The following is a 24,827-nucleotide window of genomic DNA, read 5'->3' on the forward strand; positions in this document are numbered from 1 at the left end:
AAAATTCGCTTGTTAGCGTCCACAATCTTGAGAGTGTATGGCAAGTCAAGTTATTCCCGCGATCGTGAATGGTGCAGGCGGTAAAATGGGTCGGGAAGTCGTCAAGGCGATCGCCAGCAGCCCGGATTTGAAATTAGTCGCCGCCGTCGATCGCAATCCGGAATATATCGGTCGAGACGTCGGCGAAATCGCCGGATGCGGTCCGTTAGAAATTCCCATCCTCAACGACCTCGAAGGCAGTCTGGGAATGGCCGTCCAAGAAAAAGAACTCAGCGTCATGGTCGATTTTACCCATCCGAGTTCCGTATACGATAACGTGCGATCGGCGATCGCCTACGGCATCCGCCCCGTCGTCGGAACCACCGGATTGAGCCCCCAGCAAATCCAAGAACTCGCCGAATTTGCCGATAAAGCCAGTACGGGCTGTTTGATTATCCCCAACTTTTCCATCGGCATGGTCTTGCTGCAACAAGCCGCAATTTCCGCCTCCAAATACTTCGATCACGTCGAAATTATCGAACTGCACCACAACCAAAAAGCGGACGCCCCCAGTGGAACCGCCATCAAAACCGCCGAAATGCTCGCCGAACTCGGCAAACCCTACAACCCGCCCTCCGTCGAAGAAAGCGAAAAACTCACCGGAGCCCGTGGCGCCCTCGCCGGAGAAGGAATCCGCATCCACAGCGTCCGTCTGCCCGGACTGATCGCCCATCAAGAAGTTATCTTCGGCGCTCCCGGCCAGATTTATACATTGCGTCACGACACCAGCGATCGCGCCTGCTACATGCCCGGCGTTCTGCTCGCCATCCGTAAAGTCACCGAACTCAAAACCTTAGTCTATGGTTTAGAAAAAATCCTCTAAATTCTCCCACCCTTTTCTCTAACACCCTTCCACCCTGGCTTGATTCATGCTGGTTCCCTTAAAGCGCGAAACCTTTCACGAACTCATCCCCGCCGTAGCCACAGGCGCTCAATATGCCTACTTCTGGGGCAATCTCAACCAATTCCTCAAACGGCTGTTATTTTCCGTCGTCGGGATCCTCATCTGTACCCTAATGGCCAACTTTTGGATCGAGGAATGGAAGCCCTTTTTATTCCTCCTCGGTTTAGTCGTCGGTTTGTATTGGCTGTGGGGTCCAGTCGCCTCCGCCGCCCGTCGGAACTACGAATGTCGCCGTTACAAATACAGTGGCTTGTGGCAAGGCGAAGTCTTCGATGTCTTCGTCAGCGAAGAACTCGTCGGGACTGAAGAAACAGTCAACAGTAAAGGGGATTTAGTCATTGTCGAAAACCGAGAACGGCGGCTCAATCTCGAAATTGGCGACGAAAACGACTTTGTCACCGCCATTCAAGTCCCCCTCAAACGCCAGCATAAAGGCATCCGACCCGGAAGCCGCGCCGAAATGCTCGTCATGTCCAATCGAGCCGATCTCAGCCGCATTGCCAAAGTTTCGGACGTTTATTTGAGCGATCTCGACCTCTGGGTGAGCGATTACCCGTACTTACGCCGAGATTTCTTCGTCGAAGTCAGCACCGAAATCGATCGCAGCCAGCGAAGGGGGCCGAGCGAACCCAGACCGAGGCGAGTTCGGCGGTGAATCTGGGGAGTTTGGAGATTAGCGTTTAGATTTTAGATAGGGGACAGGGAAAGTAGTGCGGGCATTTTGCCCGCTTCCCAGTAGACATCCCACGTCTTACAACAACCCGCGCCCCTCTTGTCCGTAAGCTTGCCACGCCAAATCTACCAACCCGTTGACAATGGCAACCGCCACCACGGCGCTGCCCTTACGCCCGTCTACGCGGATGTGGGGAATGAGCGAATCGTTGAGACGGGCTTTCGCCGCATCGACCCCGACAAATCCGGCAGGGGTGCCGATGACCAGAGCCGGGCGAATTTCTTCCGATTCGATTAACTCGACTAAAGCCGTCAGGGCCGTTTGAGATTGACCGACGACAAAAATGCCCTCGGGATAGCGGTGGGCGAGAGTTTCGATGCCCCAAGCGGCGCGGGTTTTTTCTTTCTGAGGTCGGGTGAGGGCTTCCATCGAGCAGTAAACCGGATTGGCAAAGGTATTTTGAATGTAGGGGGCAATTCCTACCTGTACCATCGGTACGTCAACGACGATGGTGGTGCGCGCCGCCAACGCTGCCGCCCCCGCTTGGAGGGCTTGGTCGGAAAAGCGAATTAGGGATTTATATTCAAAATCTGCCGTAGCATAAATTACCCGACGCACGATTTCGTATTCGGCGGGTGAAAACACGTGTTCGCCGATTTCGCGGTCAATAATTCCCAGACTTTGGGCATCAGTCATGTGCCATTCCATTTCTTTTCTCGCGTGCGTTGGTGGGGAACGATGGCAAAGGTGCAAGTCAATTCAACCGCGAGGGTCAAGTTAGGCGATCGCCTGACGGTTGAAGCCTCGAACGCCGTAATTTGAGGATGGACGTTGAGTATTAATAGCGTACCGGAAAAATACGACATCACCGCTTCGATTGACACTCCCCGACCTAAAGGCGCAGAGATTCTCAGTTCGTCGGGCGCCCATTGGCATTATCCTCCCCGAGCTTCTTGTCCGTGTGTCCCACGGCTGCAAGTCCTCTATCCCCTACGACCTGAGCCGCCGCTACATCTCGATGTTTAGCATCATTAGATCGTTTAGAGCGTAGTTTTCTGAAATAAATGGCAGTACATTGATTCAGGAAAGCCGTTCTCAAAGGGCGGGGTTGGAATGCCATGATTTTTGGTCAGCGAACTCCATCCCCCACCAGGCGAGAAAATTGCTGCCACGCCTGGGCGAGGCGATCGCCCCCCACCTCGATCGCGTCGTTGTGTCCGGCGCCGTCTACCGCTAAAAACAGTTTCGGTTCCGGGGCAGCTTCCCACAAACGTCGCCCGTGGGCAAAAGGAATCACGGTATCCTCACGGCCATGAATCACTAACACCGGGCAGGTGACCTGAGTAATTTTACGGATGTTGTTAAATTTATCGAAAGGAAACACCGGGAAGGGGAAGACGACGCCAAAGACGCTGGTAAAAGCACTTTCTAAGATCAAACCGCCCACGGGATAGCGCGCCGCCAGATCCACCGACGGACCGCTTCCGACCGATCGCCCGTAAACGAGGATGCGATCGCTCGCCATCGCCCGAGATCCGGTTAAATAGCGATAAGCCGCTTCGATATCGCGGTAAGCATTGGCCTCCGACGGACGGCCTTCACTGGTACCGTAGCCCCGATAATCGTAAGCGAAGACCGAAAAACCGCTCCTGCGAATTGCTTCGAGCTGCGATCGCACGTCCCCCAAGTCTTCCGCATTGCCATGAGAATAGAGTACGGTGTAATCAGCGTCAGGTGCGACTAAATAAATCGCTGAAATCCAGGTATCCTCGCCAGATTTCAGCTTGAGAATCTCCGGTCCATCCCGATAACTCGCCTCGGGCGGTTGAAAAATCTGCCAATCGCTCAAAAAATAGGCATAACAGGCGAGCAGCAAGTAAATCGAGACCGCCGATTTCACCAGACGCTTCAACGAAAATTCACCGACCAGCAGGCGTTTGAGTTTTTGTTTGTCCATTTTCCGTGACGCTCCTCATACGAGATCGAGTCCTCGATCTTTCAAGAATCACCCCGATCGAGATTTCGAGCGACCATAAGCTACACTCTCGTCTGTTAGACTCCTCAGATGCAGCTAAGTATTGCTCGAACAGGAGTAAAATTTCCCATCTTTTCCAATCTTTTTAGTGTGAGGACCCCAAATGGCCTTGGAATATCCTGACGATCTCAAATATCTCGACAGTCACGAATACGTTCGTCTCGACGGCGAAATTGCCACCATTGGCTTGAGTGCGTTCGCCCTCGACCAACTCGGCGACATCGTTTTTATCGAACTGCCCGATATTGGCGAAGCCTTGGAAAAAGGTGAAAGTTTCGGAACGGTAGAATCGGTCAAAGCCGTCGAAGATCTCTATCCTCCCCTATCCGGAACCGTCGTCGAACGCAATGAGGCAGTGGTGGATGCTCCAGAATTATTATCTGAAGATCCTTACGGAGAAGGCTGGTTGCTCAAAATTCGGATTGTGGATGCGGACGAACTCGACGAAGCCCTTTCCGCCGACGAATATCGGGCTCAAGTGGAGGGGGAATAGAAAAAGCCTCGCCATCGTTGCTGTTTTCCGACCCCCATCCCGGATCTAATTAACATCGCCCTGGAGTTTCGATCGCAGCGATCGCCCCAGGGCGATTGTTTTAACGAACGAACGGCCAAAATGGGGGGGATCCCCGGGCAATGCTGGCAACTCCTCAGAGATTGTTGCAAAATGTTAATTATTCCCGAGATCGATCGCCGGAATGGTGACGTGCAGACCGGAAAAAAGCTAGTGAAATCGAGCCTTTCCGGGACTTGAAATTTGGCAGGCGATCGCGAATTCCCCTAAACTGACCGAGGTTCGGCCTCCACCGCCGTGGAGAGGCGATCGCTCCACCAGAGAACGAATTCACTGGCGAGTTCCGTTCTCCTGGCCGCGATCGTGCGGCGAGGAAGCTCAACCCTTATCCAACCCCAACTGTCCATCCATCACAGTCAAAGTTCTATGCTCAATTTGAATAGCACCACCAACAAAGAACGGGTCGAACAGCCCGTGCAAACCCCGACCTCAACCTCCCCGTCCCTCCTCGACATTACCGATTCCTTCGATCGCCGCCACAACGGACCGACCCCGGAGGCGATCGCCCAAATGCTCCAAACCATCGGCTGTAATAGCCTCGACGAACTGATCGACGCCACGATCCCCGCCGCCATCCGCCTCCAACAGCCCCTCAACCTCCCCCCCGCCCGTAGCGAGTACGACGCCCTAGCCGACCTCAAAGAAATCGCCGCCAAAAACCAAATCTTCCGATCCTTTATCGGCATGGGCTACTCCCAATGCATCACCCCCCCCGTCATCCAACGCAACATCATCGAAAACCCCGGCTGGTACACCGCTTACACCCCCTACCAAGCCGAAATCGCCCAAGGACGGCTCGAAGCCCTGCTTAACTTCCAAACCCTAATTATCGACCTGACCGGACTCGAAATCGCCAACGCTTCCCTCCTCGACGAAGCCACCGCCGCCGCCGAAGCCATGACCCTCAGTCACGGCGCCTGCAAAACCAAAGCCAACACCTTCTTCGTCGCCGAAGACTGCCACCCCCAAACCCTCGAAGTCGTTCAAACCCGCGCCCGCCACCAAGGCATCGAAGTCCTCGTCGGCAACCCCGCCACCTTCGATTTCGATCGCCCCATTTTCGGCGCCCTCCTGCAATATCCCGCCAGCGACGGAGCCCTCTACGACTACCGCGAGTTCGTCGAACGCGCCCACAACGCCAAAGCCCTCGTCACCGTCGCCGCCGACCTCCTCGCCCTCGCCCTGCTCGCCCCTCCCGGCGAATTCGGCGCCGATATCGCCGTCGGCAATACCCAGCGCTTCGGCGTTCCCCTCGGTTACGGCGGCCCCCACGCCGCCTATTTCGCCACCCGGGAAAAATTCAAACGCCAAGTCCCCGGTCGCATCGTCGGTATTTCCAAAGACGCCGACGGTCAACCCGCCTTACGCTTAGCCCTGCAAACCCGCGAACAGCACATCCGCCGGGAAAAAGCCACCAGTAACATCTGTACCGCCCAAGTCCTGCTCGCCGTCGTCGCCTCCATGTACGCCGTCTACCACGGTCCCGAAGGCATCCGACGGATCGCCCGCCGCGTCCACCGCGCCACGGCGATTTTAGCCCAAGGCTTGAAACGCTTGGGCTACGATTTAGGCGATCGCCCCTTCTTCGATACCCTGCGCGTTCCCCTCAACACCAGACCCCTCCCACAAATCCTCGAAGCCGCCGCCGCCCGCCGAATTAACCTGCGCGTCTTCGACGAAAACGCCGTCGGCGTCAGCCTCGACGAAACCACCAACGAGCGCGATTTAATCGACTTGCTCGAAATCTTCGCCGGAAGCGAATCCCTCCCCTTCAGCCTCGAAGACCTTGCCGACGGACTCGACGACAGCTATCCGGCCCCGTTCGCCCGCAGCAGCCCCTATCTCACCCATCCCGCCTTTCATTCCTACCACTCGGAAACCGAACTGCTGCGTTATCTCAAACGCCTCGAAACCAAAGACCTCTCCCTGACGACCTCGATGATTCCCTTGGGCTCTTGTACGATGAAGCTCAACGCCGCCGCCGAAATGTTCCCGGTGACCTGGCCCGAATTCGGCAAGCTGCACCCCTTTGCCCCCAAATCCCAAGCAGAAGGGTATCAAATCTTATTCCAACAACTAGAAACCTGGCTCGCGGAAATTACCGGATTTAGCGGCATTTCCCTGCAACCGAACGCGGGATCTCAAGGAGAATATGCCGGACTGAAGGTGATTCGCGCCTATCACGAAGATCGCGGCGAAGGACACCGCCACATCTGCTTGATTCCGACGTCGGCCCACGGAACTAACCCGGCGAGTGCGGTGATGTGCGGGATGAAAGTGGTGGCGGTCGCTTGCGACGACAACGGTAATATCGACGTTGCCGACTTGCAGGCGAAAGCCGAAAAACACGCCGAGAATTTAGGGGCGCTGATGGTGACCTATCCGTCCACTCACGGCGTGTTTGAAGAGCAGATTGAGGAAATTTGCGACATCGTTCACCGTTATGGCGGTCAGGTTTATCTCGACGGGGCGAATTTGAACGCTCAAGTGGGATTGTGCCGTCCGGGGGATTACGGCGCCGATGTCTGTCATTTGAATTTGCATAAAACTTTCTGTATTCCCCACGGCGGCGGCGGTCCGGGGATGGGCCCGATTGGGGCGCGATCGCATCTCGTCCCCTTTTTACCCGGTCACGGCGTGGTCGAACTCGGCGGCGACCAGAGCATCGGTGCGGTGTCGGCAGCGCCGTGGGGCAGTCCGAGTATTCTCACGATTTCTTGGATGTATATTGCGATGATGGGGGCGCAAGGGCTGACCGAAGCCAGTCGCCTCGCGATTTTGAATGCGAATTATATCGCCGCCCGTCTCGCCGAGTCTTATCCGGTGTTGTATAAAGGAAAGTCCGGGTTGGTCGCCCACGAGTGTATTTTGGACCTGCGCGAGTTGAAGAAAACTGCGGATATTGCCGTGGATGATATCGCCAAACGCTTGATGGATTACGGGTTTCACGCTCCTACGGTGTCTTGGCCCGTGGCGGGGACGGTGATGGTCGAACCGACGGAGAGCGAGTCTAAGGAGGAGTTAGACCGCTTCTGCGATGCGATGATTGGCATTCGTCGGGAGATTGCCGAAATCGAGGCGGGAAGTCTCGACCGAGAGCATAATCCGCTCAAACACGCGCCCCATACGGCTCAGGTGGCGATCGCCGACAAGTGGGATCGTCCCTATTCCCGCGAACGGGGGGTGTATCCGTCGCCGTGGACCCGGGAACACAAGTTCTGGCCCCCGGTCGGACGGATTGACAATGCGTTCGGCGATCGCAATTTCGTTTGTTCTTGCGCCCCGATGGAGAGTTATACCGAGGGGTGAGCGCTGGCAAGGCTACGCCCGGGGATGGAACATCCGCGCGATCGGTTCCGTCCCTTGAGTCAGCGAGGCGATCTCTATTTGTAGGGGTCGCCTCCCCAGGCTGATGCAGTGGGAGGGGCGATCGCGATCGCCCGTCGGCGGTTCGATCGTTGATGAGTTTTTAGATACCAACTCCAGTTAATTTGTTATCGAGTGATTTATTTTAAACCGATCTATTTTTAAACTGTACAGGAAGGGGCGATCGCGCCAAGCTCGATGTCACCAAAGTATAGATCTTAAAAGATTTAAAAACTAAAAATATCCTCAAAATGCATAAAATTGTAAGTTTTGTTACTGCGATCTGCGAACGATCTCAAAAAAATTCGATCGCATTGTTTTGTATCCGAAGAAACACCGAGCGATCGCGATTTCAAACGAAACTTTTCTCAAGATTGTCAAACCGCTCCGAAAAACTACGGACAAGCTACAGCAATGTTGAAAGATTGGCGTACAGGCAATCTTTTTTTGTCGATAAATTCTCCAAACTTACTGGCTTTGCAAGGGGATCTCCCCTCCTTAAAAAGGTTGAACCGCAAGGGGTTTCGATTTTCTGCCGACTAATAAAAATAAAAAATAGACAGAGGAGGAACATAATTGATGGGAACCGCCGTCAACAGGGTATAGCCAAAGTCGGACACCATTCAATAAAATTGCTTGGGGTGCAGCAAATTTGGATGGACTCGAAACTAACGGAGCAGATAAATGCAAATTTCCGAAGAAGAAATTAGAGATATTATTACGGGCGAACCCGTCACCTCGGAGACTGAAGGAGAAGTTTCCGAAACCGAAACCAGCGATACCGATGCGCCTCAATTAACCATCGAAGAGATCGTCGGAGAAACCCAAACCGCAACAGCAACAGAAACGGAAGAAACTGCAACCCTGGAAACGACTAGCACCGGAACAGTAGAAGAAACCAGCGCCGATACTCAAACCCAGACCAGTAGCGAAACCACTGTGGAACCCACCGAAACGGTAGAAGAACCCAGCGCCGAACCCAGCCCCGATACTCAAACTCAGACCAGTAGCGAAACCACCGTGGAATCGACCGCAACCGAAGAACAGACCACGGAAGAAAGCAGCGAAACCACTGCCGAAACCGAGCCCAGTAGCGAAGAACCCGCCGACGATAGCGTTGAAGTCGGTAGCGAAAGCGACGACGACATCGAAGGGTCCCAAAGTAGCGACGACCTCGACGAATCCGGCGACGGCGCCATGCAAACCGACGAGATGAGCGCCGAAGTCGAAGAACTCGAAGCCTCGGGAGTTTTCGACCAAGAACTCTATCTCGCCTTAAACCAAGACGTCGCCGCCGCCGTCGAAGCGGGAATCACCACCGCCGAAGAGCATTTCTTGCAATTCGGACGCTACGAACGGCGCGAATTTAGCGCGATCTTCAGCGTCAGCAGCTATCTCGAATACAACCAAGACGTGGCCCAAGCGGTCGAAGTCGGAGAAACCACCGCTTTCGATCACTTTAAAGCGTTCGGACGCTTTGAAAAGCGCGAATGCAGCAAATTCTTCAGCGTCAAAGATTATCTCGAACTCAATCAAGACGTGGCCCAGGCGGTCGAAGCGGGAGAAACCACCGCCTTCGATCACTTTAAAGGGTTCGGACGCTTTGAAAAGCGGGAATTTAGCAAGTTCTTCAGCGTCAAAGAGTATTTAGAACTCAACCAAGACGTGGCCCAGGCGGTCGAAGCGGGAGAAACCACCGCCTTCGATCATTTCTATTATTTCGGACGGTTTGAAAGTCGCGAATTCAGCTCGATTTTCAGCGTCAGCGAGTATTTAGAACTCAATCAAGACGTCAATCTCGCCGTTTTAGCGGGAGAAACCACCGTTTACGAACACCTGCTCGAATTCGGTGTCGAAGAACTGCGATCGATCCATCCGTTGATCGATTTAAGCTTCTTTGTAGAAGAGAATAGCGCGGCGATCGCCAGTTTCTTCGGAACCAGCGAAATTACCGAGATTAACAGCTTATCATTTCTCTCCTACGTCTTCAGCGTGGCGATCGCCGAAGGCTTCCAAACCTCCAACTCCTTCGGTCTCGACCTGATCGAATCCAACTTCGGATCCCAACTGCTCGAAATCTTCAACGTTTCCAGCTTCTCCGAAATTAGCGTCGAAGCCCTGTTTGAATACTTCAGCAGCAGCGCCGGACAAGACCTCCTTCTCGGTGGCGAACTCGACGACGACCTCGAAGGCGATGACGATGCAGGGGAAGATGTAGACGGCGGCGAAGGTGCAGGCGACGACGCAGGCGACGACGGCGCAGAAGGCGAAGGCGAAGACATCACCCAAGACCCCGACACCCTACCTCCCCTCGACGACAACTTCCCCGAAGTCGATGACGGTATCCCCGGAAACGACACCCCGGACGAGAGTGACAGCGCCCCAGCTACCCCCTTATTCGACCTCGACTACGCCCTCGACACCTACGGCGACGAACTCGCCGCCGAATTCCCCGATTTCGACTTCGAGAACCCCGATTTACTCACCGAAGACCAAATCGGTCAAATTCAAGACTTCTTAGCGAGTGAAGGCTTAGCCGCTTCTCCGTTTGCCGATGTCGAATTCTACAAATCCGCTTACGGCGCTCAAATGGCCGAGTTCTTCAACACCTCCGTCGAAGAACTCACCAACGCCCAAGTGTTGGACTACATGAGTGGCGAAGGCTTGGAACAAGGCATCAGCCCCTCGCCGTTAGTCAGCTTCAGCTTCTACCGTTCCGCGTACAAACTGCAACTCGAATCCGAATTCGGCGTTTCCATCGACCAAATCAGCAACGCGCAACTGCTCGAATTCGTCCTCGACAAAGGCATCGCTAGCGGGAACGACCCCTCGCCATTCTTTAGCTTCAGCTTCTACAAGCAAACCTACAAAGCCGAGTTAGAAGCGAAATACGGCGTTTCCATCGACCAAATCACCAACGAGCAAATCTTCCAATTTGCCAATGGCGAAGGCTTGCAAGAAGGCTTGAGTCCTTCCGCGTTCGTGCGGGTGGGTTATTTCAAAGCCCTCTACGCCGAAGAACTGACCGCCGCCTTCAGCGTCGAGTCCGTCGAAGAACTCAGCAGCGCTCAAATCCTCACCTTCCTGAGTACCACGGGTCTGCAACAAGGCTTGAGTCCTTCCGCCGCCGTGGCGTTCGGTTATATTAAAGCGGTCTTCGGGGCGGAACTGACCGCCGAATTTGGTGCCGAGTATACCTTCGAGCAAGTTCTCGAATTCATCACGACCAAAGGACTCGCGGAAGGCTTCAATCCGTCGCCGTTCGTGAATTTGCAATATTCCAAGCAACTCTATCGCGAAGAAATCCGCAAGTTCTACGACATCGAGAGTGTTGCCGATTTCGGCGATACCGAGCTGATTAAGAATGTCTTCGACGACGGGAAAGGCGTTTTCGTCGATGTCAAGTTCGTGCAGATGACTTATGCTGCCGAACTGGAAGCTTTTTACGGCGTCAGCGTCGCCGAACTGACCGTCGAACAGGTTGAATCCTTTGCGTTGGGCGAGTTAGCCGATGCAGGAAAAACTCTTTCGGCGTTTAAGTTTACCAGTTACGCCGAAACCTATTCGAGTGAGCTGATTCAATACTACGAAGTCGAAAGTATTGAGGAGATTACCGAGCAGCAAATTTATCAATTTGCGATTACGGAAGGTCTCAAACTCGAGTTGAGCTTGAGCGAACATGTCGAGATCTCCTACTACGAGGAGCTGTACTCGCAAGCGCTAGAAGCTACGTTTGAAGGCAGCTACGGCGACGAAGACGTTATCGAGTTCGTGTTTGGCGATGCGGCGCCTTATATCGATATCGATTACTATAAAGAACTCTACGGCGATCGCACCACCACAGAAGGGGTCAGTGTTGCCGACCTCGACGACGACGAACTGCGCCTCTACGTTTTGACGGAAGGGTTCGACGCCAGTATCGCCTTATCGCCGTTTAATCTCGAATTAGCGACCCAAGATTTATCCACCGAACTCGAAAGCTTCTTCGGCGTCGCCGTGGAAGAGATTACCCAAGTTCAAATCCGTAATTTCTTAGTCGAGGAAGGCTTCAAACTCGGGATCGACGTGACCCAATACGTCGAAGATGTCGAGTTCTATCGCGAAGCCTATAGCGCCGAACTGGCACAACAGTTCTTCGGTGGCGATGTCGCTCAAGTCGCGAATCTGAGCGCTCAAGTCGTTCTCGACTTTGCCTTTAACGGGATTTCCTCGTATGTCAACTACGAGTATGTCCGCGCCGAGTTTAGCGAAGACTTGCTCGCCTTCTACAGCGAAGCGACTTCGATCTCGGAAATCACTAACGTTCAGATTCTCGAATACGTCTATTCGGAAGTCTTCAGCCAAGACGGGTTTAGCCTGGAAGGGTTCGACCTTTCGCCGATCGATTATGCGGGCTACGCGAGCGCCTACAGTGCCGAGATTGCCCAGTATTTCGAGATTGAGGCGAGCGAGGTCGAGCAACTCGATGTGGAGCTGGTTCGCGACTTTATCTTCGGTAAAGGTGCCGAACTCGGCCTGTCGGTGGAACAGTATGTCAAGCTCGAGTATATCGGCGAAACTTACGGAACGGCGATCGCGGCGACCAGCGAAGAAGCGGTAACGGAGTGGATTGGCGCAGAAGCGGGCAGTCTGGATATCGCTTACGTCCGTTACCAAATCTCCCAGTTAGTGACGGAAGGGACGATTACCCTGACCCAACTCGCCGAAGCGTCGTTAATCTCGGCGGATGTCGAAGACCTCTCGGCGCTGAGTAACGCTCAATTGGTCGAGTTGGTCTCTCAAGAAGAATTCACGACGTTACTGACCGAAGCCAGCGCCAGCTTGGAATTCACGGTCTCCGAGACGGTGAACGTGACGTTCGTCCGCGAAGTGTATGGCGCGGCAATTGCCGAGTCCCTCGGTGTCGCCGTCGAAGAGGTGGTCGGGGACGCCGCCACGGTGAGTGACGAAGACGTACTTGCAGCCTTTAACAGCGACTTTGCACAGGTCGATCTCGCCTTCGTTCGCTATCAATTGCAACAGTTCGTCTCCGGCGAAGAAGCGACGCTGACGATCGCCGATCTCAACGGTTTGGGACTGTTTGCCACGGAAATTACCGAAATTTCCGACTTGACCGATGCCGATGTCGCTAGCTTGGTCGCCAGCGAAGATTTTGCCGCCTTACTCGGCGAAGGACAGGAGTTGCTGACGGCGGCGACGGCGGAAAATGTCGCTTACTACAGCGAAGTTTACACCGGGGCGATCGCCCAATGGCTCTCTGCCGAAGGCTCGCAATTTGCCCTCGACTGGGTGCAAAGTGAATTCGGTCAACTCGATGTCGAGTACCTGCGCTATCAAATCGAGCAACTCAGTGCGGACCAACTGACCAACTTCGGCATCAGCAGCGTCGAAGAAGTCGCCAGTCTGAGTATCGAGAAGGTTCTCAATATCTCGTTCAGTTCCGAATTTAAAGCCTTCTTTGAAACCGACCAAGTTAAACTGGGCGCGATCGATGTTGAAGGCTACCGTCAAGCTTACGAAGCCGAATTGATCGCCTTCTTCGGTCCGGATAGCGATACGAAAAAAGGCACCCTCAAGATTAAGAGCGGTTCCGGTAAAACCACTTCTGGCAAGCTGAAAACGGGCTCGCTCAAGATTAAGAGCGGTTCGCTCAAAGGCGGTTCGGTCAAGTTCACCAAAGGTTCGGGCAAGTTCAAGAGTGGTTCGTTCAAAGGGAAAACCGGAAGCAAGGGTCTCAAACTCAAGAGCGGTTCGCTCAAACTTAAAACAGGTACGTTCAAGCCGAAAACTGCAAAGCCGAAAACTGCCAAAAATACTGGCGAAATTGCCGATGGCAGCACGGTTGAATTTGATGTCAACTCGCTCAGCGAGAAACAAATTATCAAATTCATGTTCGGTGAAGGCTTCAAACAAGGACTCGATCCGTTTGAATTTGTTGAAGTCGAATATCTGCGTCAAGAATTCGCGGTCGAACTCTCGAAGCACTACGGTCTGGAACTGACCGAAGTGACCAGCCTCAATCAATGGCTGGTGGCGGATTACCTCTACGGCGGTCTGTCCGACGAAATCGATTTCGAGTTCTACCGCCAGCAGTACGAATCCGAACTGACCTCCCAATTTGGCGTCTCTATCGAACAAGTTACGGACGTTCAAATTCTCGAACACGCCTACACTGTGGCTTTACCGCAAGGATTGGCGATCGAAGATTTCAATGTCGAACAATACGCCGAACAATATCAAGACGAGTTGGCGTTCTTCTTCGACCTCAATGTCGATGACGGAACGGCGGAATTGAGCGAACAAGAGGTGATTACCTTCGCTTTGACCAAAGGCTTGGAAATCGGCCTCGAACTCGAACAATTCGCCCAATTCGACTACTATCGCGAAAGCTTGGGCGATCGCGCCTTAGCCAACTACCGCGTTGAAAACGTCTACAATCTCAGCTACGAGCAGACGTTCAACTACATGATGAGTGGCGGGATCGAAGAGGGCTTGAATACTTCTCCGGCGGTCGATCTCGAATGGTATCGCGAATTCTACGCCGACGCGATCGCCGAAGATACCACCCTCATCGATACGAACGGCGACGGCGATATCGCCAATAACGAACTGTTTGACTACATCACGGGCGCAGGTCTCGAAAAAGGTCAAAATCCCTCCGACCTGTTCGACCTCGCCGAGTACCGTCAAACCAACAGCGATGCTCTCTTAGCCTTCGCTCAAGAGCAAGGTAAAGAAGTCACGACGATTGAAGAAGTCAGCTACTCGTTGACGATGGAATACGCCCTCAGCGTCGGTCTCGAACAAGGGATCGCCCTCGGCGATTTCGATCCGGAAGCCTATGTCAGCGAAAATGCTGGCGCGTTGACTGAGTTCTACAAGGTTCAATCCATCGAGGAAATTACCAACGTCCAAGCGTTTAACTACCGCTTCGGCGTCGGTTTACCGGAAGATTCGACGATGGAAGAACAAACCGCAATGGTTTAACGTCCGAGTTGTTTTAGGCAGTGGGGATCTTCCTTGCTGCCTCTCCCTTGGGGAGATGTCACACTCAGGAGCATCGGTAAAAAGACCGATGCGATCGCGCCACCCCAACGGTTTCAATTCAGAAATTGGATGGGGTGGCTATTTTTGTGGCAAGGAAGAAGACAATAGGGAAACACCCCACATCTGTAGCACGGCGATCGGAGTCCCCCTATGTAAAGATCTCATGTCAATATCTTTCGATCTAAAACCTGAAATCTAACATCTAAAATCCCTACTATGGCTTGGAAACGCGGCTATATTATTCAAAATAAATATATTATCGACAAACTGTTAGAAACGGGTGGCTTCGGTGTCACTTATTTAATTCGAGATAAAAAAGCCCGCCCGTTTGCGATGAAAACTCTCAAAGATACCCTGAAAAAACGGCGGGATTTTGCCAAGTTCAAACAGGAGTTTTTGCGCGAAGCGGATTTGTTGGCGAGTTTCACTCATCCCCATATCGTCCGGGTTTACGAGTTAATCGAGCAAGAGGGAACCTGGTGTATGGTGATGGAATATATCGACGGGATCGATCTGGCGACGGCGATCGAACGCGAAGGCGCTTTACCGGAAGCCGACGCAGTGCGCTACATCGGTCAAATAGGGGATGCACTCAATCGCCTGCACGATCGCGGATTCCTCCATCGGGACCTCAAACCGTTTAATATTTTGCTGCGTCAAGACCGCCGGGATGCGGTGTTAATTGATTTCGGACTGGCGCGAGAGTTCGTGCGCGATCGCGTGGAAGAGCATCCGGTCTACGGTTCTCGCGGCTTCGCACCGCTCGAACAGTACGACCAACGGGCGTTACGTGGCGCTTATACGGACGTTTACGGGTTGGCGGCGACTCTGTATTCTCTGGTGACGGCCCAGGTTCCCGAGTCGGCGACGGCGCGCGATCGCGCGATCGCCAAAGGTCGCCCGGATCCTCTCGTCCCCCCCCAACAGCTCAATCCCGAATTGAGCGATCGCGCCAACCGCGCTATCCTCGCCGGAATGGCGTTAAATCCCTGCTCCCGTCCGGCGGCGATCGCCCAATGGTTGCAGCTCTTCGAGACCGACGAGGGATCCGAGACGTTCTCCCCCACTCCCAGGGGCTGGAATTCCGCCGTGGGTCTCGATTACAGCCATTTACAAGACCTACTCGCCTCCCGTCGATGGCAAGAAGCCGATCGCGAAACCGCTCGTTTATTTCTCTGCGTCTGCGGTCGAGAACAAGAAGGCAAAATTAACAGTTTAGACCTCAAAAACTTCCCCTGTCGCGATTTACGAATCATCGATCGCCTCTGGGTAGAAGCTTCTCAAGGAAAATTCGGGTTTAGCGTGCAGAATAAACTATGGCGCAGTCTCGATAAAGATTACGATGCCTTCGGCGATCGTGTCGGCTGGCGACAGGGACAATCCTGGTTACCCTCGGGTCAGCTACAATTCGCGATCGACGCTCCAGAAGGTCATTTACCCACGTGGGGACGGCGCGGGCGGTTTTGGCCTTTTCTGGCGTCGAGGGTGCAAAAATGCGTATTTTGAACGGTTTTAGACCTAATTCACACTGGGTATGCACCCCTCTAAAAGCCGCGACGGGGGGAACTTTGCTCGAACCCGAAGCGATCTTCAAGATCGAACTCGCCTCATTCTCGGCCCCCTCATCTAAAATCTAAACATCCAAACTCTAAAATCCCCCACCTGACTTCCCGAGAGATTGCCCAAAGCCTTGAAAAAGACAGGATATAATACCTACTGGATCGGCGATCGATCGCCCGCCAACGGCGATCGCCGCTCGATCCCACAGTAGCCAGGATGTCTCCGAGTCCAACTCAACCCGCTAAACTCAACCCGCTTGGGTTGTCGCCCGTTAGTCGCTCTTTCACCGTCGATATTACTGTCGAGTTGTATCTATGAAACGCATTTTATCTGTCCTCGCCGTTACTGCCTTATGTCTTGGAGGGGCGATCGCGCCGAGTTGGTCGCAAACCTCGGGATGGACGATTTTTGGAGGAGTCGAGCGCAAATACGAACTCAAATATCGTTTGCAGCGCGGTAAAGCAGACACCTGGGATCGCTACTGGTTAAAAATTCCCGCCAAAAAAGTTAACTGGGCCGTCCTGCAGTTTCAAATTACCTATCCCGACTATTTTGATGGCGAATTTGACAGCAACGAGATCGAAGTCAAAGTCGATGACGAAACCATCGAAATCCAAGATGCCCTCTGGGATCCGGAAAACCGCTTGATTGAAATTTATCCCCTAGAGCCGATTCCGGCGAACAAAGATATCGAAATCGTGCTTTCGGACGTTCAAAACCCCCGGTTTGGCGGCATGTTTAACTTTAACTGCCGGATCGTCACTCCCGGCGGCCCGCCGCTTCCGCAATATCTAGGGACTTGGGTACTGGCGATCGACTGAAATCGAACCCACTCCACTCGGCAGCAACCCCACGGCGATCGTGGGGTTTTTTGCGTATCGATGATACAATCATCATTTGTGACTTTTTACGTTTAAACTGGTCTTCGTGGAGTAAAGCTTTATGACTCAGCGTACATTACACGGCACTTCCCGCAAAAGAAAAAGAGTATCGGGCTTTAGAGTGCGGATGCGGACCAAAAATGGCCAAAAAACGATCGCGGCTCGCCGCAAAAAAGGGCGGCATCGTTTGTCAGTTTAAGCAGCATTTCCCGGATGCGAACTTCGGCGAGTCGTCGGTAAGGGGCGACGGTCACCTGAGTGGGGCGCCGCGATCGCCGCGATCGCCGAATTGGTCCCTCGAACCGAGGCGACATCGAAATCGAGAGCGAGCCACAGATCCCCAAGAATGCCGTGTTGCCTAAAGTGCATCGACTCAAGCACCGTCATGATTTTAGTGCCGTCTATCGAGGGGGCTTGCGCCGTCAGTCCAAGCATTTGAGCGTGAGGGCGAAGCGCAGAAAACCCGGCTCGCTCGAAGTCCGCCTGTCGGATAATCGAGACCCCCGACAGCGACGAGGTGGCAACCCGCCAGTCCCTTCGCCGGAAGATAGCTCGCCCAAGTTACCGACGCGCATGGGAATTTCCATCAGCCAGAAAGTGAGCAAACAAGCGGTGATTCGCAATCGGATCAAGCGTCAGTTGCGCGGGGCCTGTCGGGAGCTTCTGCCCCGAATAGCGCCGGGTTGGGATGTGGTCATCGTCGTGCGCCCCCAGGGGCGCGAGTGCAATTATCGCCAACTTCTGCAAGAATTAGAGCAGTTGTTGGCACAAGCAGAGGTACTCAATGGGCATCCGTGAAGATATTTATCTCGAAAGCGGACCGCATCCTGGCGATTTGATCTTGAACCTGCTTTTCGGGTTGACAATCGTCGGTTTGCCCCTGACCATTGGGGCGATCGTTCGGGCGTTGTGGTTGCGCTATCGGATTACCAACCGCCGCATTACCGTCACGGGAGGCTGGTTGGGACGAGATCGCACCGACATCGTGTATTCGGAAATTGTCAAAATCGTGACCGTTCCTCGCGGCTTCGGCTTGTGGGGCGATATGGTGGTTACGATCGCCGACGGATCCCGCCTCGAATTGCGAGCGATCCCCAAATTTCGCGAGGTTTATGCCTACATCACCGACAAACTTTCTGCGAAAGCCAAACAAGCGAGTGGAGCCTTGGGCAGTCGTTAACGTCAAGTGAACGGGTGCGACCTCGGGCGTCGGAATCGAACGCGATCGCGCCAGGACGCTCCTCAACCCCACTCAGGCTTTGATGGGATTGACGTTATCAATAGAATTTGCGTCTAAAACCGAACCCTCGACCAAGCCAAACCCGGCTTGAATGGAGGTGAGGCACAACTCCTCCATTCCTTGCTAAAATTGCGCTTTAGGTAGAGGGAACTCACCTCGTTAAAAACCTGACATCGGAAGATGAGAACCTTGAAAACTGAAGCTTGTCGGTTCCACATGGAGAATAGCTCGTGTGGGTAAAAGCTTCAAGGGTCAAGTACGCAGACTTAAGATTTTTGAACTCTACTGTACGGTCGGGCAGACCGGAACAGGTTCCCTGAAATGGGGACGAACGCTTGGGGAGATGAGGATCTGTGGACATTTGGCTTCCCGGTTGAATGTGTAAGTCTTGTCGTTGAACCAAGAATCCCACTGCCTTCAGGCGTGGGACTGTCAAAGTCGAACAACTTTCTACAGCGCGCAGGTTGATATAGAGCGAATGGACTTTGGAGTCGGGTTTCTTTCCAACAACGTGATGTTGCCGATCCTGGATTTTTTCTACGGGATCGTGCCGAGTTACGGTCTGGCGATCGTCGCCCTGACCCTCGTGATTCGCTTTGCACTTTACCCTTTGAGTGCGAAGTCAATCCGGAGTATGCGTCGGATGCGAGTCACCCAACCCGTGATGCAAAAACGGGTCAAAGAAATACAAGAACGTTATAAAGAAGATCCTGCCAAGCAGCAGGAAGAAATGCAAAAGGTCTACAAAGAATTCGGAAATCCGCTTTCCGGATGCTTGCCAGTCCTCTTGCAAATGCCAGTGTTGTTTGCTTTATTTGCAACCTTAAGAGGATCGCCGTTTTCCGATATCAATTACTCCCTTAATATCGAGATTTTCCCGCGCGAACAAATCGAACGCATTCAACCCCAGGCATTCGCCACCAATCCCCAAAATATCTACATTGCCGATGGGGTTCATGCCAAAATTGCGGCTCTGTTGCCGGGAGGCACCAAACTCGCGGTTGGGGAAAAAACCAAAATTGAGTTTCAAACCGTAGAAGGTAAGCCCTTACAAGAACTCACCACACAATATCCCGACACCGATCTCAAACCCTCCTGGCAAGTCGTCAAAGGAGAAGATCGAGTCAAAATTAATCCCGACGGGACGATCGAAGCGCTCCAGCCCGGAGAAGTGACCGTGCAAGGGATGATTCCCGGTTTGGCCGCCAATAAAGGATTTTTGTTTATCAAAGCCCTCGGTCGCGTCGGTGCGGTTGCCGACGACGGCACGATCCACTGGGATATTTTGAGCATGGTTCTGTTTTTCGGCATCACGTTGTACGTGAACCAACTGCTCTCCGGTCAAAACTCGGCGCCGACTGACAATCCCCAACAGGCCACGGTCAACAAGTTGACTCCAGTGTTGTTTTCCGGGATGTTTTTATTCTTCCCCTTACCCGCCGGGGTGTTGATGTACATGGCGATCGCCAACATCTTCCAAACCCTGCAAACGTTCATTTTGTCGCGCGAACCGCTTCCGGAAAACCTCCAGAAGTTAGTCGAAGCTCAAGAAAAAACCAGTGGCGGCGGCAAAGGTCGTGAATCCCTGCCTTTTGAGTCCTCGGGTCGCTCGAAGAAAGAATCGAAAGAATCGGGTAAATCCAAGAAATAAAGCCGGATAGAAACCCATGAACGATACTCAGATGCAACGCGGTCGCCAGTGGTTAGAACAACTGTTGCGCTTGGCCAATTTGCCTCAAGGGGTCGAAACCCGTCAGGACGTAGATTGTTACTGGTTGAATGTCGATCGCGATAACCTCAGCGCCGAGCAAATCGAACTTCTCATCGGCGCCAACGGCGAAACGATCGACGCCATCCAATATCTCGCCAATACCACCCTCAATCTCGGTCGGCCCTCGGAAGAACAAGCCGCCTATACGATCGAGTTAGACGGTTACCGCCAACGGCGCCAACAAGAATTGCAAACTTTGGCCGAACAAGCGGCGCAAGCGGTTCGCGAAAGCGGCGAAGAGTTTGAAATGCAACCGTTGTCCTCCGCCGAACGGCGACAAGTCCACAACTTGTTAAAGGAATATGCCGATTTAAAAACCTACTCCCGGGGAGAAGAACCGAATCGGCGCCTCGTCGTTTGCCCTCGTTAAGCGATGCTCCGATTCTGGAGGGAACGGGGTTCGCCTCCCGTCCCCGGTTCAGATGCTTGCCACCCCAGACGCCCGAGGAGAGAGCGATCGCGATGGAACCTATCTACATTCCCTTACTAGCTAAAGCTCCCGATCGAACCGAAGTCATCCCGTTCGAGCAGTTTATTCTCGATTTGCAAACGTTGCTCCCCGTTCGCGGTCAGGTGCGGGTGCAGCATCGCGGCAATTACTTAGACGTAAGCGGACAGGCGGAAGCGATCGTCACCTTGACCTGTCATCGCTGTTTGCAACAGTACAATCACCGTCTCAAAGTCGAGTGTTCGGAAATTATTTGGCTCGACGAAGGGGGCGATCGCGGCGCCAACGGCCCGCTCGAACGAGAAACCGACTTGGAAGATCTCGTCGAAACCGTCTCCTCGGAAGGCTATTTCGACCCTCAAGAGTGGATTTACGAGCAGTTATGTTTGGAAATTCCCTTGAGACAACTGTGCGATGAGGGATGTCAGGGGATTGCGGTGGACTCCGAATCCGAACCGCTCCCCTCGCCGCCGACCGATCGCCGATGGGCCGCCCTCGAAGAACTCAAAAAACAATTGCCGAGTTAGTTCCACGGGATCGCCTCCGATTTCAACGCCCCTCAAGCCCTCGGTGGCGCGGGGCGATCGTCGCTCAATCTGGTCGCTCAATCTGAAATTCATGAGTTTCGCGGAAGAATTTGAATTGCTCCTACGCGCGCGCTATCCGGCGATTTACATTGCCACGCGCGAAGAAGAACGCCTTGAAAACGCGATCTCCCAATGCGCCCGCCGTCAGGGGAATCGAGCCGTCTATATCTGGGATTTTGTCGAAGGGTACCAAGGCAATCCCAACGATACGGGCTTCGGACGACGCAATCCCCTGCAAGCCCTCGAATTTGTGGAAAAACTCCCCGCCTCGGCTCCCGCGATCTTCATCCTGAGAGATTTCCACCGCTTCCTAGACGATGTCGCCATTTCGCGCAAACTTCGCAATCTGGCCAAATTACTCAAATCCCAACCGAAAAATTTGGTCCTGGTCTCTTCTCAACTCGCCGTTCCCGAAGACCTCAGCGAAGTGCTGACCGTTTTGGACTTTCCCTTACCCGTCGCTGCAGAAATCCGGGAAGAAGTCGAACGTCTGCTGAGCGCCACGGGAAGCGCCCCGGAGAGCAAATTTCTCGACGAAGTGGTGCGCTGCTGTCAAGGCTTGTCTACCGAGCGCATTCGGCGGGTGCTGGCGAAGGCGATCGCCACCCACGGTCAACTCGAACCGGACGACCTCGAACTGATCCTCGAAGAAAAACGCACGATCATCCGCCAAACCCAAATCCTGGAATTCTACCCCGCCACCGAGCGGATTTCCGATATCGGCGGTCTCGACAATCTCAAAGACTGGCTGCTGCGTCGCGGTGGGGCGTTTTCCGATCGCGCCCGTCAGTACGGCTTGCCTCACCCGCGCGGCTTGCTCCTCGTCGGGATCCAAGGCACCGGAAAATCCCTCACCGCGAAGGCGATCGCCCACCACTGGCACCTGCCCCTCCTCCGTCTCGATGTCGGACGCCTGTTCGGCGGCTTAGTCGGCGAGTCGGAATCGCGCACCCGCCAAATGATTCAAGTGGCCGAAGCCCTGGCGCCGTGCGTCCTCTGGATCGACGAAATCGATAAAGCCTTCTCCGGTTTCGACAGCAAGGGAGACGGCGGCACCACCAGCCGAGTTTTCGGCACCTTTATCACCTGGCTCGCCGAAAAAACCTCCCCGGTGTTCGTCGTCGCCACGGCCAACAACATCGGCTCCCTGCCACCGGAAATGCTCCGCAAAGGTCGATTTGACGAGATCTTCTTCGTCGGTCTGCCCGACCAAGAGGAGCGCCAGGCGATTTTCGAGGTTCACCTCTCCCGATTGCGTCCCCACAATCCGAACAACTATGATATAGAACGACTGGCTTACGAAACCCCGGATTTTTCGGGAGCCGAAATCGAACAGTCTCTGATTGAAGCGATGCATATCGGCTTCAGCCAAAATCGGGACTTTACCACCGATGATATTTTAGAAGCCGCCAGTCAAATCGTCCCTCTGGCGCGCACGGCTCAAGAACAAATCCAGTTTTTGAAAGATTGGGCGGCGGCAGGCAAAGCTCGCCTCGCTTCTCGATCTACTCCCTTGAGGAGTCGGATGCAACGTCAACTGCACAAGCCCGAATCCGATTTATGAGTCTTTCTGGTGTCCTCAAGTTTATCCTCGGCTTTTTCTTGGCGATCGTCATTCTCGCCGGGGGCAGCGTGGCGGCAGCTCTCTATTTCGTCACCAAATTAACCGCCCTTCCCGAACGACCGACCTTTGCCAACGATACTCCGGCGGTCGAAACCACGGAAGGGGCCGGGAGTGGCGGCTCTCAAAAGAGCCAAGCTGCCAGCACGGCGTCGAAGCCCCAGACCCGCGAACTCGAACCCGGCGCCTACTTGGCGCGGGTGACCTGGCCCGACGGCCTGATTTTGCGCGATCGCCCCAGCTACGATGCCAACTCGATCGGCGGGATCGAGTTCAACCGCACGATTGTCGTGGTCGAATCCACCGACGATAAGGAATGGGAAAAAATTCGCGTCGAAGGTGGCAATCAAGTCGGCTGGGTCAAAGGCGGCAATACAGAACCGATGGACTAATTCAAGGGCGCCCGACTTCCCGGCCCACCCCCTTGACCTTGGCCGTTCCCTATCAACCGCTTACCAAGCGGTTTTTTGATGCCGTTCGCGGCGGGAAGGGGAAATGTTAAGAAAATTAGCAAAACTTGAATATAAATTTCAAAATGAGCCGTTCCTATTTTGTAAGTGGAAAGGAGGTGCTAGGGTAACTCCATTCCCAAACAATCATCGGCTTTTTCAATTTTGAATATGTACGATAAAAACTCGAATAAAGATTGGGCGACAGCCGCCGTTACCGCCGCATTAGGAGCGGGGATCGTCACTTCGTTTGCGGTCGGCCAAGGCCAACATCCCCTCGTTGCCTTGGGGATTACCGGATTTGCCGTCGTAGCCGCGTTGATCTGCGATGCACTGCTCTAATCCTTTCGAGTCAGCGATCGAACCCTCCTCGATCTCCGGGATGGGGGGTTTTCAGTGATTATTCACGGATAAATTTTGGCGATCGCCCCTGGATTTGCCCCTAAATATTCGGCTCGCTAAACTCGAAACCGTGGACGTCGGCATAGCGATGGAAGAAGCGCATCACCCGTTCCCAAGCTTCCGAATGCACGTCAAAAGAGCATTCCGCTTGCGATAAGGTATCGTCATCGACAAAGGTAAACTTGATCCCGTTGGGACTGACTTGGATTTCCCCTTCTTCGTCGCGCAAAAATAACTTATCCACTTGATTGACGAAACTGCGTCCTTTTTCGATCGCCGCTACCCGCTCGAAAAATAAGACCACCATTTTCGTCCCCGTGTCGCGACGTTTTCGCAAACTAATGCCGCTAATTTCTTCATCTAATCCTTGAATAAATTGAACTGAAACGCTCATTTTCTTAGACCTATTATCTTGATTTTCCTCAAGCTTATCACTTTCGAGTGGCGGGCGATCGCTTTCCAAGAAGCTCGCGATCGAAGCTCAAATCAAACATGATGTTTTGTTAAATCTTTTAATAAAATATTACTTGTTAATTAATTTTTAAATTGCGAAGCTATTGCGATTTAGAACGGTAAAAAATCGCGCAATCCTCTCCTTGCCTCCGTTACTCACTCCAACTCAATCGAATCATCAGTCATGGGTTTTCTCAAAATTGGCGATATCGTTCTCAATACCGACTATATTGCTGCCGTCGAACTCAATGCCGACAATGGCTCGGAAGAAGAAAGCTATGTCGTCATTTTGATGGGCGCGTCCGAAGCCTCCTTTAAAACGGATACGGGCAAAATGGAGTTGAAAGAATTCCGGTTTTCGGGGAAAGCGGCGGAGAAAATTCGCCATCATTTCAGCGATCCCAATCAAGTCCACTACTTACTTTGAACCCGGTTCGGGGATCGAGGGGATCTCAACGGATCCTGGATAGGGGCGACCGGAGCAACCGTTAGCTTGCAACAGGAACGAGCAAATTATTGAATGATTAAAGACGATCGCCGTCCATCGAGCGGCTGACATCTCGTGCTGGGAAAAAGTGCGGGCATGGCGGTCGAGCTTGGCTCTGCGGGGGATCCGTCGAAGGGAGAATCGCCCTCATGCGCCACCATCGAGCCACAATTGAGGCCAATTGAGGCAGGCAAATATCAAGGATGCTTTTTTACAAAATCTATCTTATCTGCGTTCGCGGCACCCCTATGATACGAGTGACTTCAAGCTCAAAAGTCGCTGTTTTAAATCTA

The 24,827-nt window shown here is 53.5% G+C and carries 23 protein-coding genes; 18 read left to right on the plus strand and 5 right to left on the minus strand.

Going from position 1 to position 24,827, the window contains the following annotated elements; genetic code table 11:
* Positions 1-37 precede the first annotated feature (37 nt).
* Both dapB and JJD41_RS06355 read left to right on the plus strand, forming a co-directional pair.
* On the plus strand, positions 38-862 hold the full coding sequence (dapB, locus tag JJD41_RS06350; protein WP_200665188.1) for a 4-hydroxy-tetrahydrodipicolinate reductase: 825 nt from the start codon (positions 38-40) through the stop codon (positions 860-862).
* Between the two features lie 46 nt (positions 863-908).
* Entirely contained in the window at positions 909-1,598 is a 690-nt protein-coding gene (locus tag JJD41_RS06355) for a phosphate ABC transporter permease (RefSeq protein WP_200665189.1), read from the plus strand.
* 96 nt (positions 1,599-1,694) lie between these two features.
* On the opposite strand, the gene JJD41_RS06360 is transcribed toward JJD41_RS06355, so the two are convergent.
* The 3 genes from JJD41_RS06360 to JJD41_RS06370 form a co-directional block, all read right to left on the minus strand.
* The gene (locus JJD41_RS06360; protein ID WP_168569269.1) at positions 1,695-2,324 is read right to left on the minus strand and encodes a precorrin-8X methylmutase; all 630 of its coding nucleotides are present in this window, start codon (positions 2,322-2,324) and stop codon (positions 1,695-1,697) included.
* A complete protein-coding gene (locus tag JJD41_RS06365) occupies positions 2,309-2,500 on the minus strand; it encodes a hypothetical protein (protein ID WP_200665190.1) in 192 nt (63 codons plus the stop codon). Before JJD41_RS06365 ends, JJD41_RS06360 begins: the two co-directional genes overlap by 16 nt.
* Positions 2,501-2,745: 245 nt before the next feature.
* Positions 2,746-3,573, minus strand: a complete 828-nt coding sequence (locus JJD41_RS06370; protein WP_200665191.1) for an alpha/beta hydrolase — start codon at positions 3,571-3,573, stop codon at positions 2,746-2,748.
* Between the two features lie 181 nt (positions 3,574-3,754).
* On the opposite strand from JJD41_RS06370, the gene gcvH reads away from it, so the two are divergent.
* Positions 3,755-4,144 carry a glycine cleavage system protein GcvH gene (gcvH, locus tag JJD41_RS06375; RefSeq protein ID WP_168569272.1) on the plus strand — a complete coding sequence of 130 codons (390 nt, stop codon included), beginning with the start codon at positions 3,755-3,757 and terminating at the stop codon, positions 4,142-4,144.
* A gap of 444 nt (positions 4,145-4,588) precedes the next feature.
* Positions 4,589-7,531 carry an aminomethyl-transferring glycine dehydrogenase gene (gene gcvP, locus JJD41_RS06380; RefSeq protein ID WP_200665192.1) on the plus strand — a complete coding sequence of 981 codons (2,943 nt, stop codon included), beginning with the start codon at positions 4,589-4,591 and terminating at the stop codon, positions 7,529-7,531.
* Between the two features lie 12 nt (positions 7,532-7,543).
* Here gcvP and JJD41_RS06385 read toward each other — a convergent pair whose 3' ends face one another.
* Positions 7,544-7,702, minus strand: a complete 159-nt coding sequence (locus tag JJD41_RS06385; protein ID WP_200665193.1) for a hypothetical protein — start codon at positions 7,700-7,702, stop codon at positions 7,544-7,546.
* Positions 7,703-8,272: 570 nt separating this feature from the next.
* Between JJD41_RS06385 and JJD41_RS06390 the strand changes: the two genes are divergently transcribed.
* The 13 genes from JJD41_RS06390 (at position 8,273) to JJD41_RS06450 (ending at position 23,534) form a co-directional block, all read left to right on the plus strand.
* Positions 8,273-14,575, plus strand: a complete 6,303-nt coding sequence (locus JJD41_RS06390; RefSeq protein WP_200665194.1) for a hypothetical protein — start codon at positions 8,273-8,275, stop codon at positions 14,573-14,575.
* Positions 14,576-14,851: 276 nt separating this feature from the next.
* Entirely contained in the window at positions 14,852-16,141 is a 1,290-nt protein-coding gene (locus JJD41_RS06395; RefSeq protein ID WP_200665195.1) for a serine/threonine-protein kinase, read from the plus strand.
* Positions 16,142-16,509: 368 nt separating this feature from the next.
* Positions 16,510-17,016 (plus strand): DUF2808 domain-containing protein, encoded by a 507-nt coding sequence (locus JJD41_RS06400; protein ID WP_200665196.1) that lies wholly within the window; start codon positions 16,510-16,512, stop codon positions 17,014-17,016.
* A 121-nt stretch (positions 17,017-17,137) separates the two neighbouring features.
* The gene (gene rpmH, locus JJD41_RS06405) at positions 17,138-17,275 is read left to right on the plus strand and encodes a 50S ribosomal protein L34 (protein WP_168569279.1); all 138 of its coding nucleotides are present in this window, start codon (positions 17,138-17,140) and stop codon (positions 17,273-17,275) included.
* Positions 17,217-17,438 carry a hypothetical protein gene (locus JJD41_RS06410; protein ID WP_200667363.1) on the plus strand — a complete coding sequence of 74 codons (222 nt, stop codon included), beginning with the start codon at positions 17,217-17,219 and terminating at the stop codon, positions 17,436-17,438. Before rpmH ends, JJD41_RS06410 begins: the two co-directional genes overlap by 59 nt.
* Positions 17,428-17,874: a ribonuclease P protein component gene (rnpA, locus tag JJD41_RS06415; protein WP_200665197.1), complete on the plus strand. Its 447-nt coding sequence runs from the start codon at positions 17,428-17,430 to the stop codon at positions 17,872-17,874. Before JJD41_RS06410 ends, rnpA begins: the two co-directional genes overlap by 11 nt.
* Positions 17,861-18,256 carry a PH domain-containing protein gene (locus tag JJD41_RS06420; RefSeq protein WP_200665198.1) on the plus strand — a complete coding sequence of 132 codons (396 nt, stop codon included), beginning with the start codon at positions 17,861-17,863 and terminating at the stop codon, positions 18,254-18,256. The genes rnpA and JJD41_RS06420 overlap by 14 nt, the downstream gene beginning before the upstream one ends.
* A gap of 538 nt (positions 18,257-18,794) precedes the next feature.
* Entirely contained in the window at positions 18,795-19,967 is a 1,173-nt protein-coding gene (yidC, locus tag JJD41_RS06425) for a membrane protein insertase YidC (protein ID WP_200665199.1), read from the plus strand.
* A 16-nt stretch (positions 19,968-19,983) separates the two neighbouring features.
* On the plus strand, positions 19,984-20,457 hold the full coding sequence (locus JJD41_RS06430) for a Jag family protein (protein WP_200665200.1): 474 nt from the start codon (positions 19,984-19,986) through the stop codon (positions 20,455-20,457).
* 92 nt (positions 20,458-20,549) lie between these two features.
* Complete coding sequence (locus JJD41_RS06435; protein WP_200665201.1) at positions 20,550-21,062, plus strand: YceD family protein; 513 nt, start codon at positions 20,550-20,552, stop codon at positions 21,060-21,062.
* A 91-nt stretch (positions 21,063-21,153) separates the two neighbouring features.
* Positions 21,154-22,686, plus strand: a complete 1,533-nt coding sequence (locus JJD41_RS06440) for an AAA family ATPase (protein WP_200665202.1) — start codon at positions 21,154-21,156, stop codon at positions 22,684-22,686.
* Positions 22,683-23,135: an SH3 domain-containing protein gene (locus JJD41_RS06445; protein WP_200665203.1), complete on the plus strand. Its 453-nt coding sequence runs from the start codon at positions 22,683-22,685 to the stop codon at positions 23,133-23,135. Before JJD41_RS06440 ends, JJD41_RS06445 begins: the two co-directional genes overlap by 4 nt.
* Positions 23,136-23,363: 228 nt before the next feature.
* Positions 23,364-23,534 carry a hypothetical protein gene (locus tag JJD41_RS06450; protein ID WP_200665204.1) on the plus strand — a complete coding sequence of 57 codons (171 nt, stop codon included), beginning with the start codon at positions 23,364-23,366 and terminating at the stop codon, positions 23,532-23,534.
* A 100-nt stretch (positions 23,535-23,634) separates the two neighbouring features.
* Here JJD41_RS06450 and psb28 read toward each other — a convergent pair whose 3' ends face one another.
* Entirely contained in the window at positions 23,635-23,988 is a 354-nt protein-coding gene (gene psb28, locus JJD41_RS06455) for a photosystem II reaction center protein Psb28 (protein WP_200665205.1), read from the minus strand.
* A gap of 243 nt (positions 23,989-24,231) precedes the next feature.
* Between psb28 and JJD41_RS06460 the strand changes: the two genes are divergently transcribed.
* Positions 24,232-24,474 carry a hypothetical protein gene (locus tag JJD41_RS06460; protein WP_200665206.1) on the plus strand — a complete coding sequence of 81 codons (243 nt, stop codon included), beginning with the start codon at positions 24,232-24,234 and terminating at the stop codon, positions 24,472-24,474.
* Positions 24,475-24,827: the final 353 nt, after the last annotated feature.

This window comes from Oxynema mangrovii CENA135 (assembly GCF_016632315.1).
GTDB classification, from domain to species: domain Bacteria; phylum Cyanobacteriota; class Cyanobacteriia; order Cyanobacteriales; family Laspinemataceae; genus Oxynema; species Oxynema aestuarii.

Coding starts and splice junctions, on each gene's coding strand:
- JJD41_RS06440 (WP_200665202.1), top strand. CDS start 21,154: ATGAGTTTCGCGGAAGAATTTGAATTGCTCCTACGCGCGCGCTATCCG.
- JJD41_RS06450 (WP_200665204.1), top strand. CDS start 23,364: ATGTACGATAAAAACTCGAATAAAGATTGGGCGACAGCCGCCGTTACC.
- JJD41_RS06445 (WP_200665203.1), top strand. CDS start 22,683: ATGAGTCTTTCTGGTGTCCTCAAGTTTATCCTCGGCTTTTTCTTGGCG.
- JJD41_RS06360 (WP_168569269.1), bottom strand. CDS start 2,324: ATGGAATGGCACATGACTGATGCCCAAAGTCTGGGAATTATTGACCGC.
- dapB (WP_200665188.1), top strand. CDS start 38: ATGGCAAGTCAAGTTATTCCCGCGATCGTGAATGGTGCAGGCGGTAAA.
- JJD41_RS06395 (WP_200665195.1), top strand. CDS start 14,852: ATGGCTTGGAAACGCGGCTATATTATTCAAAATAAATATATTATCGAC.
- JJD41_RS06370 (WP_200665191.1), bottom strand. CDS start 3,573: ATGGACAAACAAAAACTCAAACGCCTGCTGGTCGGTGAATTTTCGTTG.
- yidC (WP_200665199.1), top strand. CDS start 18,795: ATGGACTTTGGAGTCGGGTTTCTTTCCAACAACGTGATGTTGCCGATC.
- JJD41_RS06400 (WP_200665196.1), top strand. CDS start 16,510: ATGAAACGCATTTTATCTGTCCTCGCCGTTACTGCCTTATGTCTTGGA.
- JJD41_RS06390 (WP_200665194.1), top strand. CDS start 8,273: ATGCAAATTTCCGAAGAAGAAATTAGAGATATTATTACGGGCGAACCC.
- psb28 (WP_200665205.1), bottom strand. CDS start 23,988: ATGAGCGTTTCAGTTCAATTTATTCAAGGATTAGATGAAGAAATTAGC.
- JJD41_RS06430 (WP_200665200.1), top strand. CDS start 19,984: ATGAACGATACTCAGATGCAACGCGGTCGCCAGTGGTTAGAACAACTG.
- rpmH (WP_168569279.1), top strand. CDS start 17,138: ATGACTCAGCGTACATTACACGGCACTTCCCGCAAAAGAAAAAGAGTA.
- JJD41_RS06420 (WP_200665198.1), top strand. CDS start 17,861: ATGGGCATCCGTGAAGATATTTATCTCGAAAGCGGACCGCATCCTGGC.
- JJD41_RS06410 (WP_200667363.1), top strand. CDS start 17,217: ATGGCCAAAAAACGATCGCGGCTCGCCGCAAAAAAGGGCGGCATCGTT.
- gcvH (WP_168569272.1), top strand. CDS start 3,755: ATGGCCTTGGAATATCCTGACGATCTCAAATATCTCGACAGTCACGAA.
- gcvP (WP_200665192.1), top strand. CDS start 4,589: ATGCTCAATTTGAATAGCACCACCAACAAAGAACGGGTCGAACAGCCC.
- JJD41_RS06355 (WP_200665189.1), top strand. CDS start 909: ATGCTGGTTCCCTTAAAGCGCGAAACCTTTCACGAACTCATCCCCGCC.
- JJD41_RS06435 (WP_200665201.1), top strand. CDS start 20,550: ATGGAACCTATCTACATTCCCTTACTAGCTAAAGCTCCCGATCGAACC.
- JJD41_RS06460 (WP_200665206.1), top strand. CDS start 24,232: ATGGGTTTTCTCAAAATTGGCGATATCGTTCTCAATACCGACTATATT.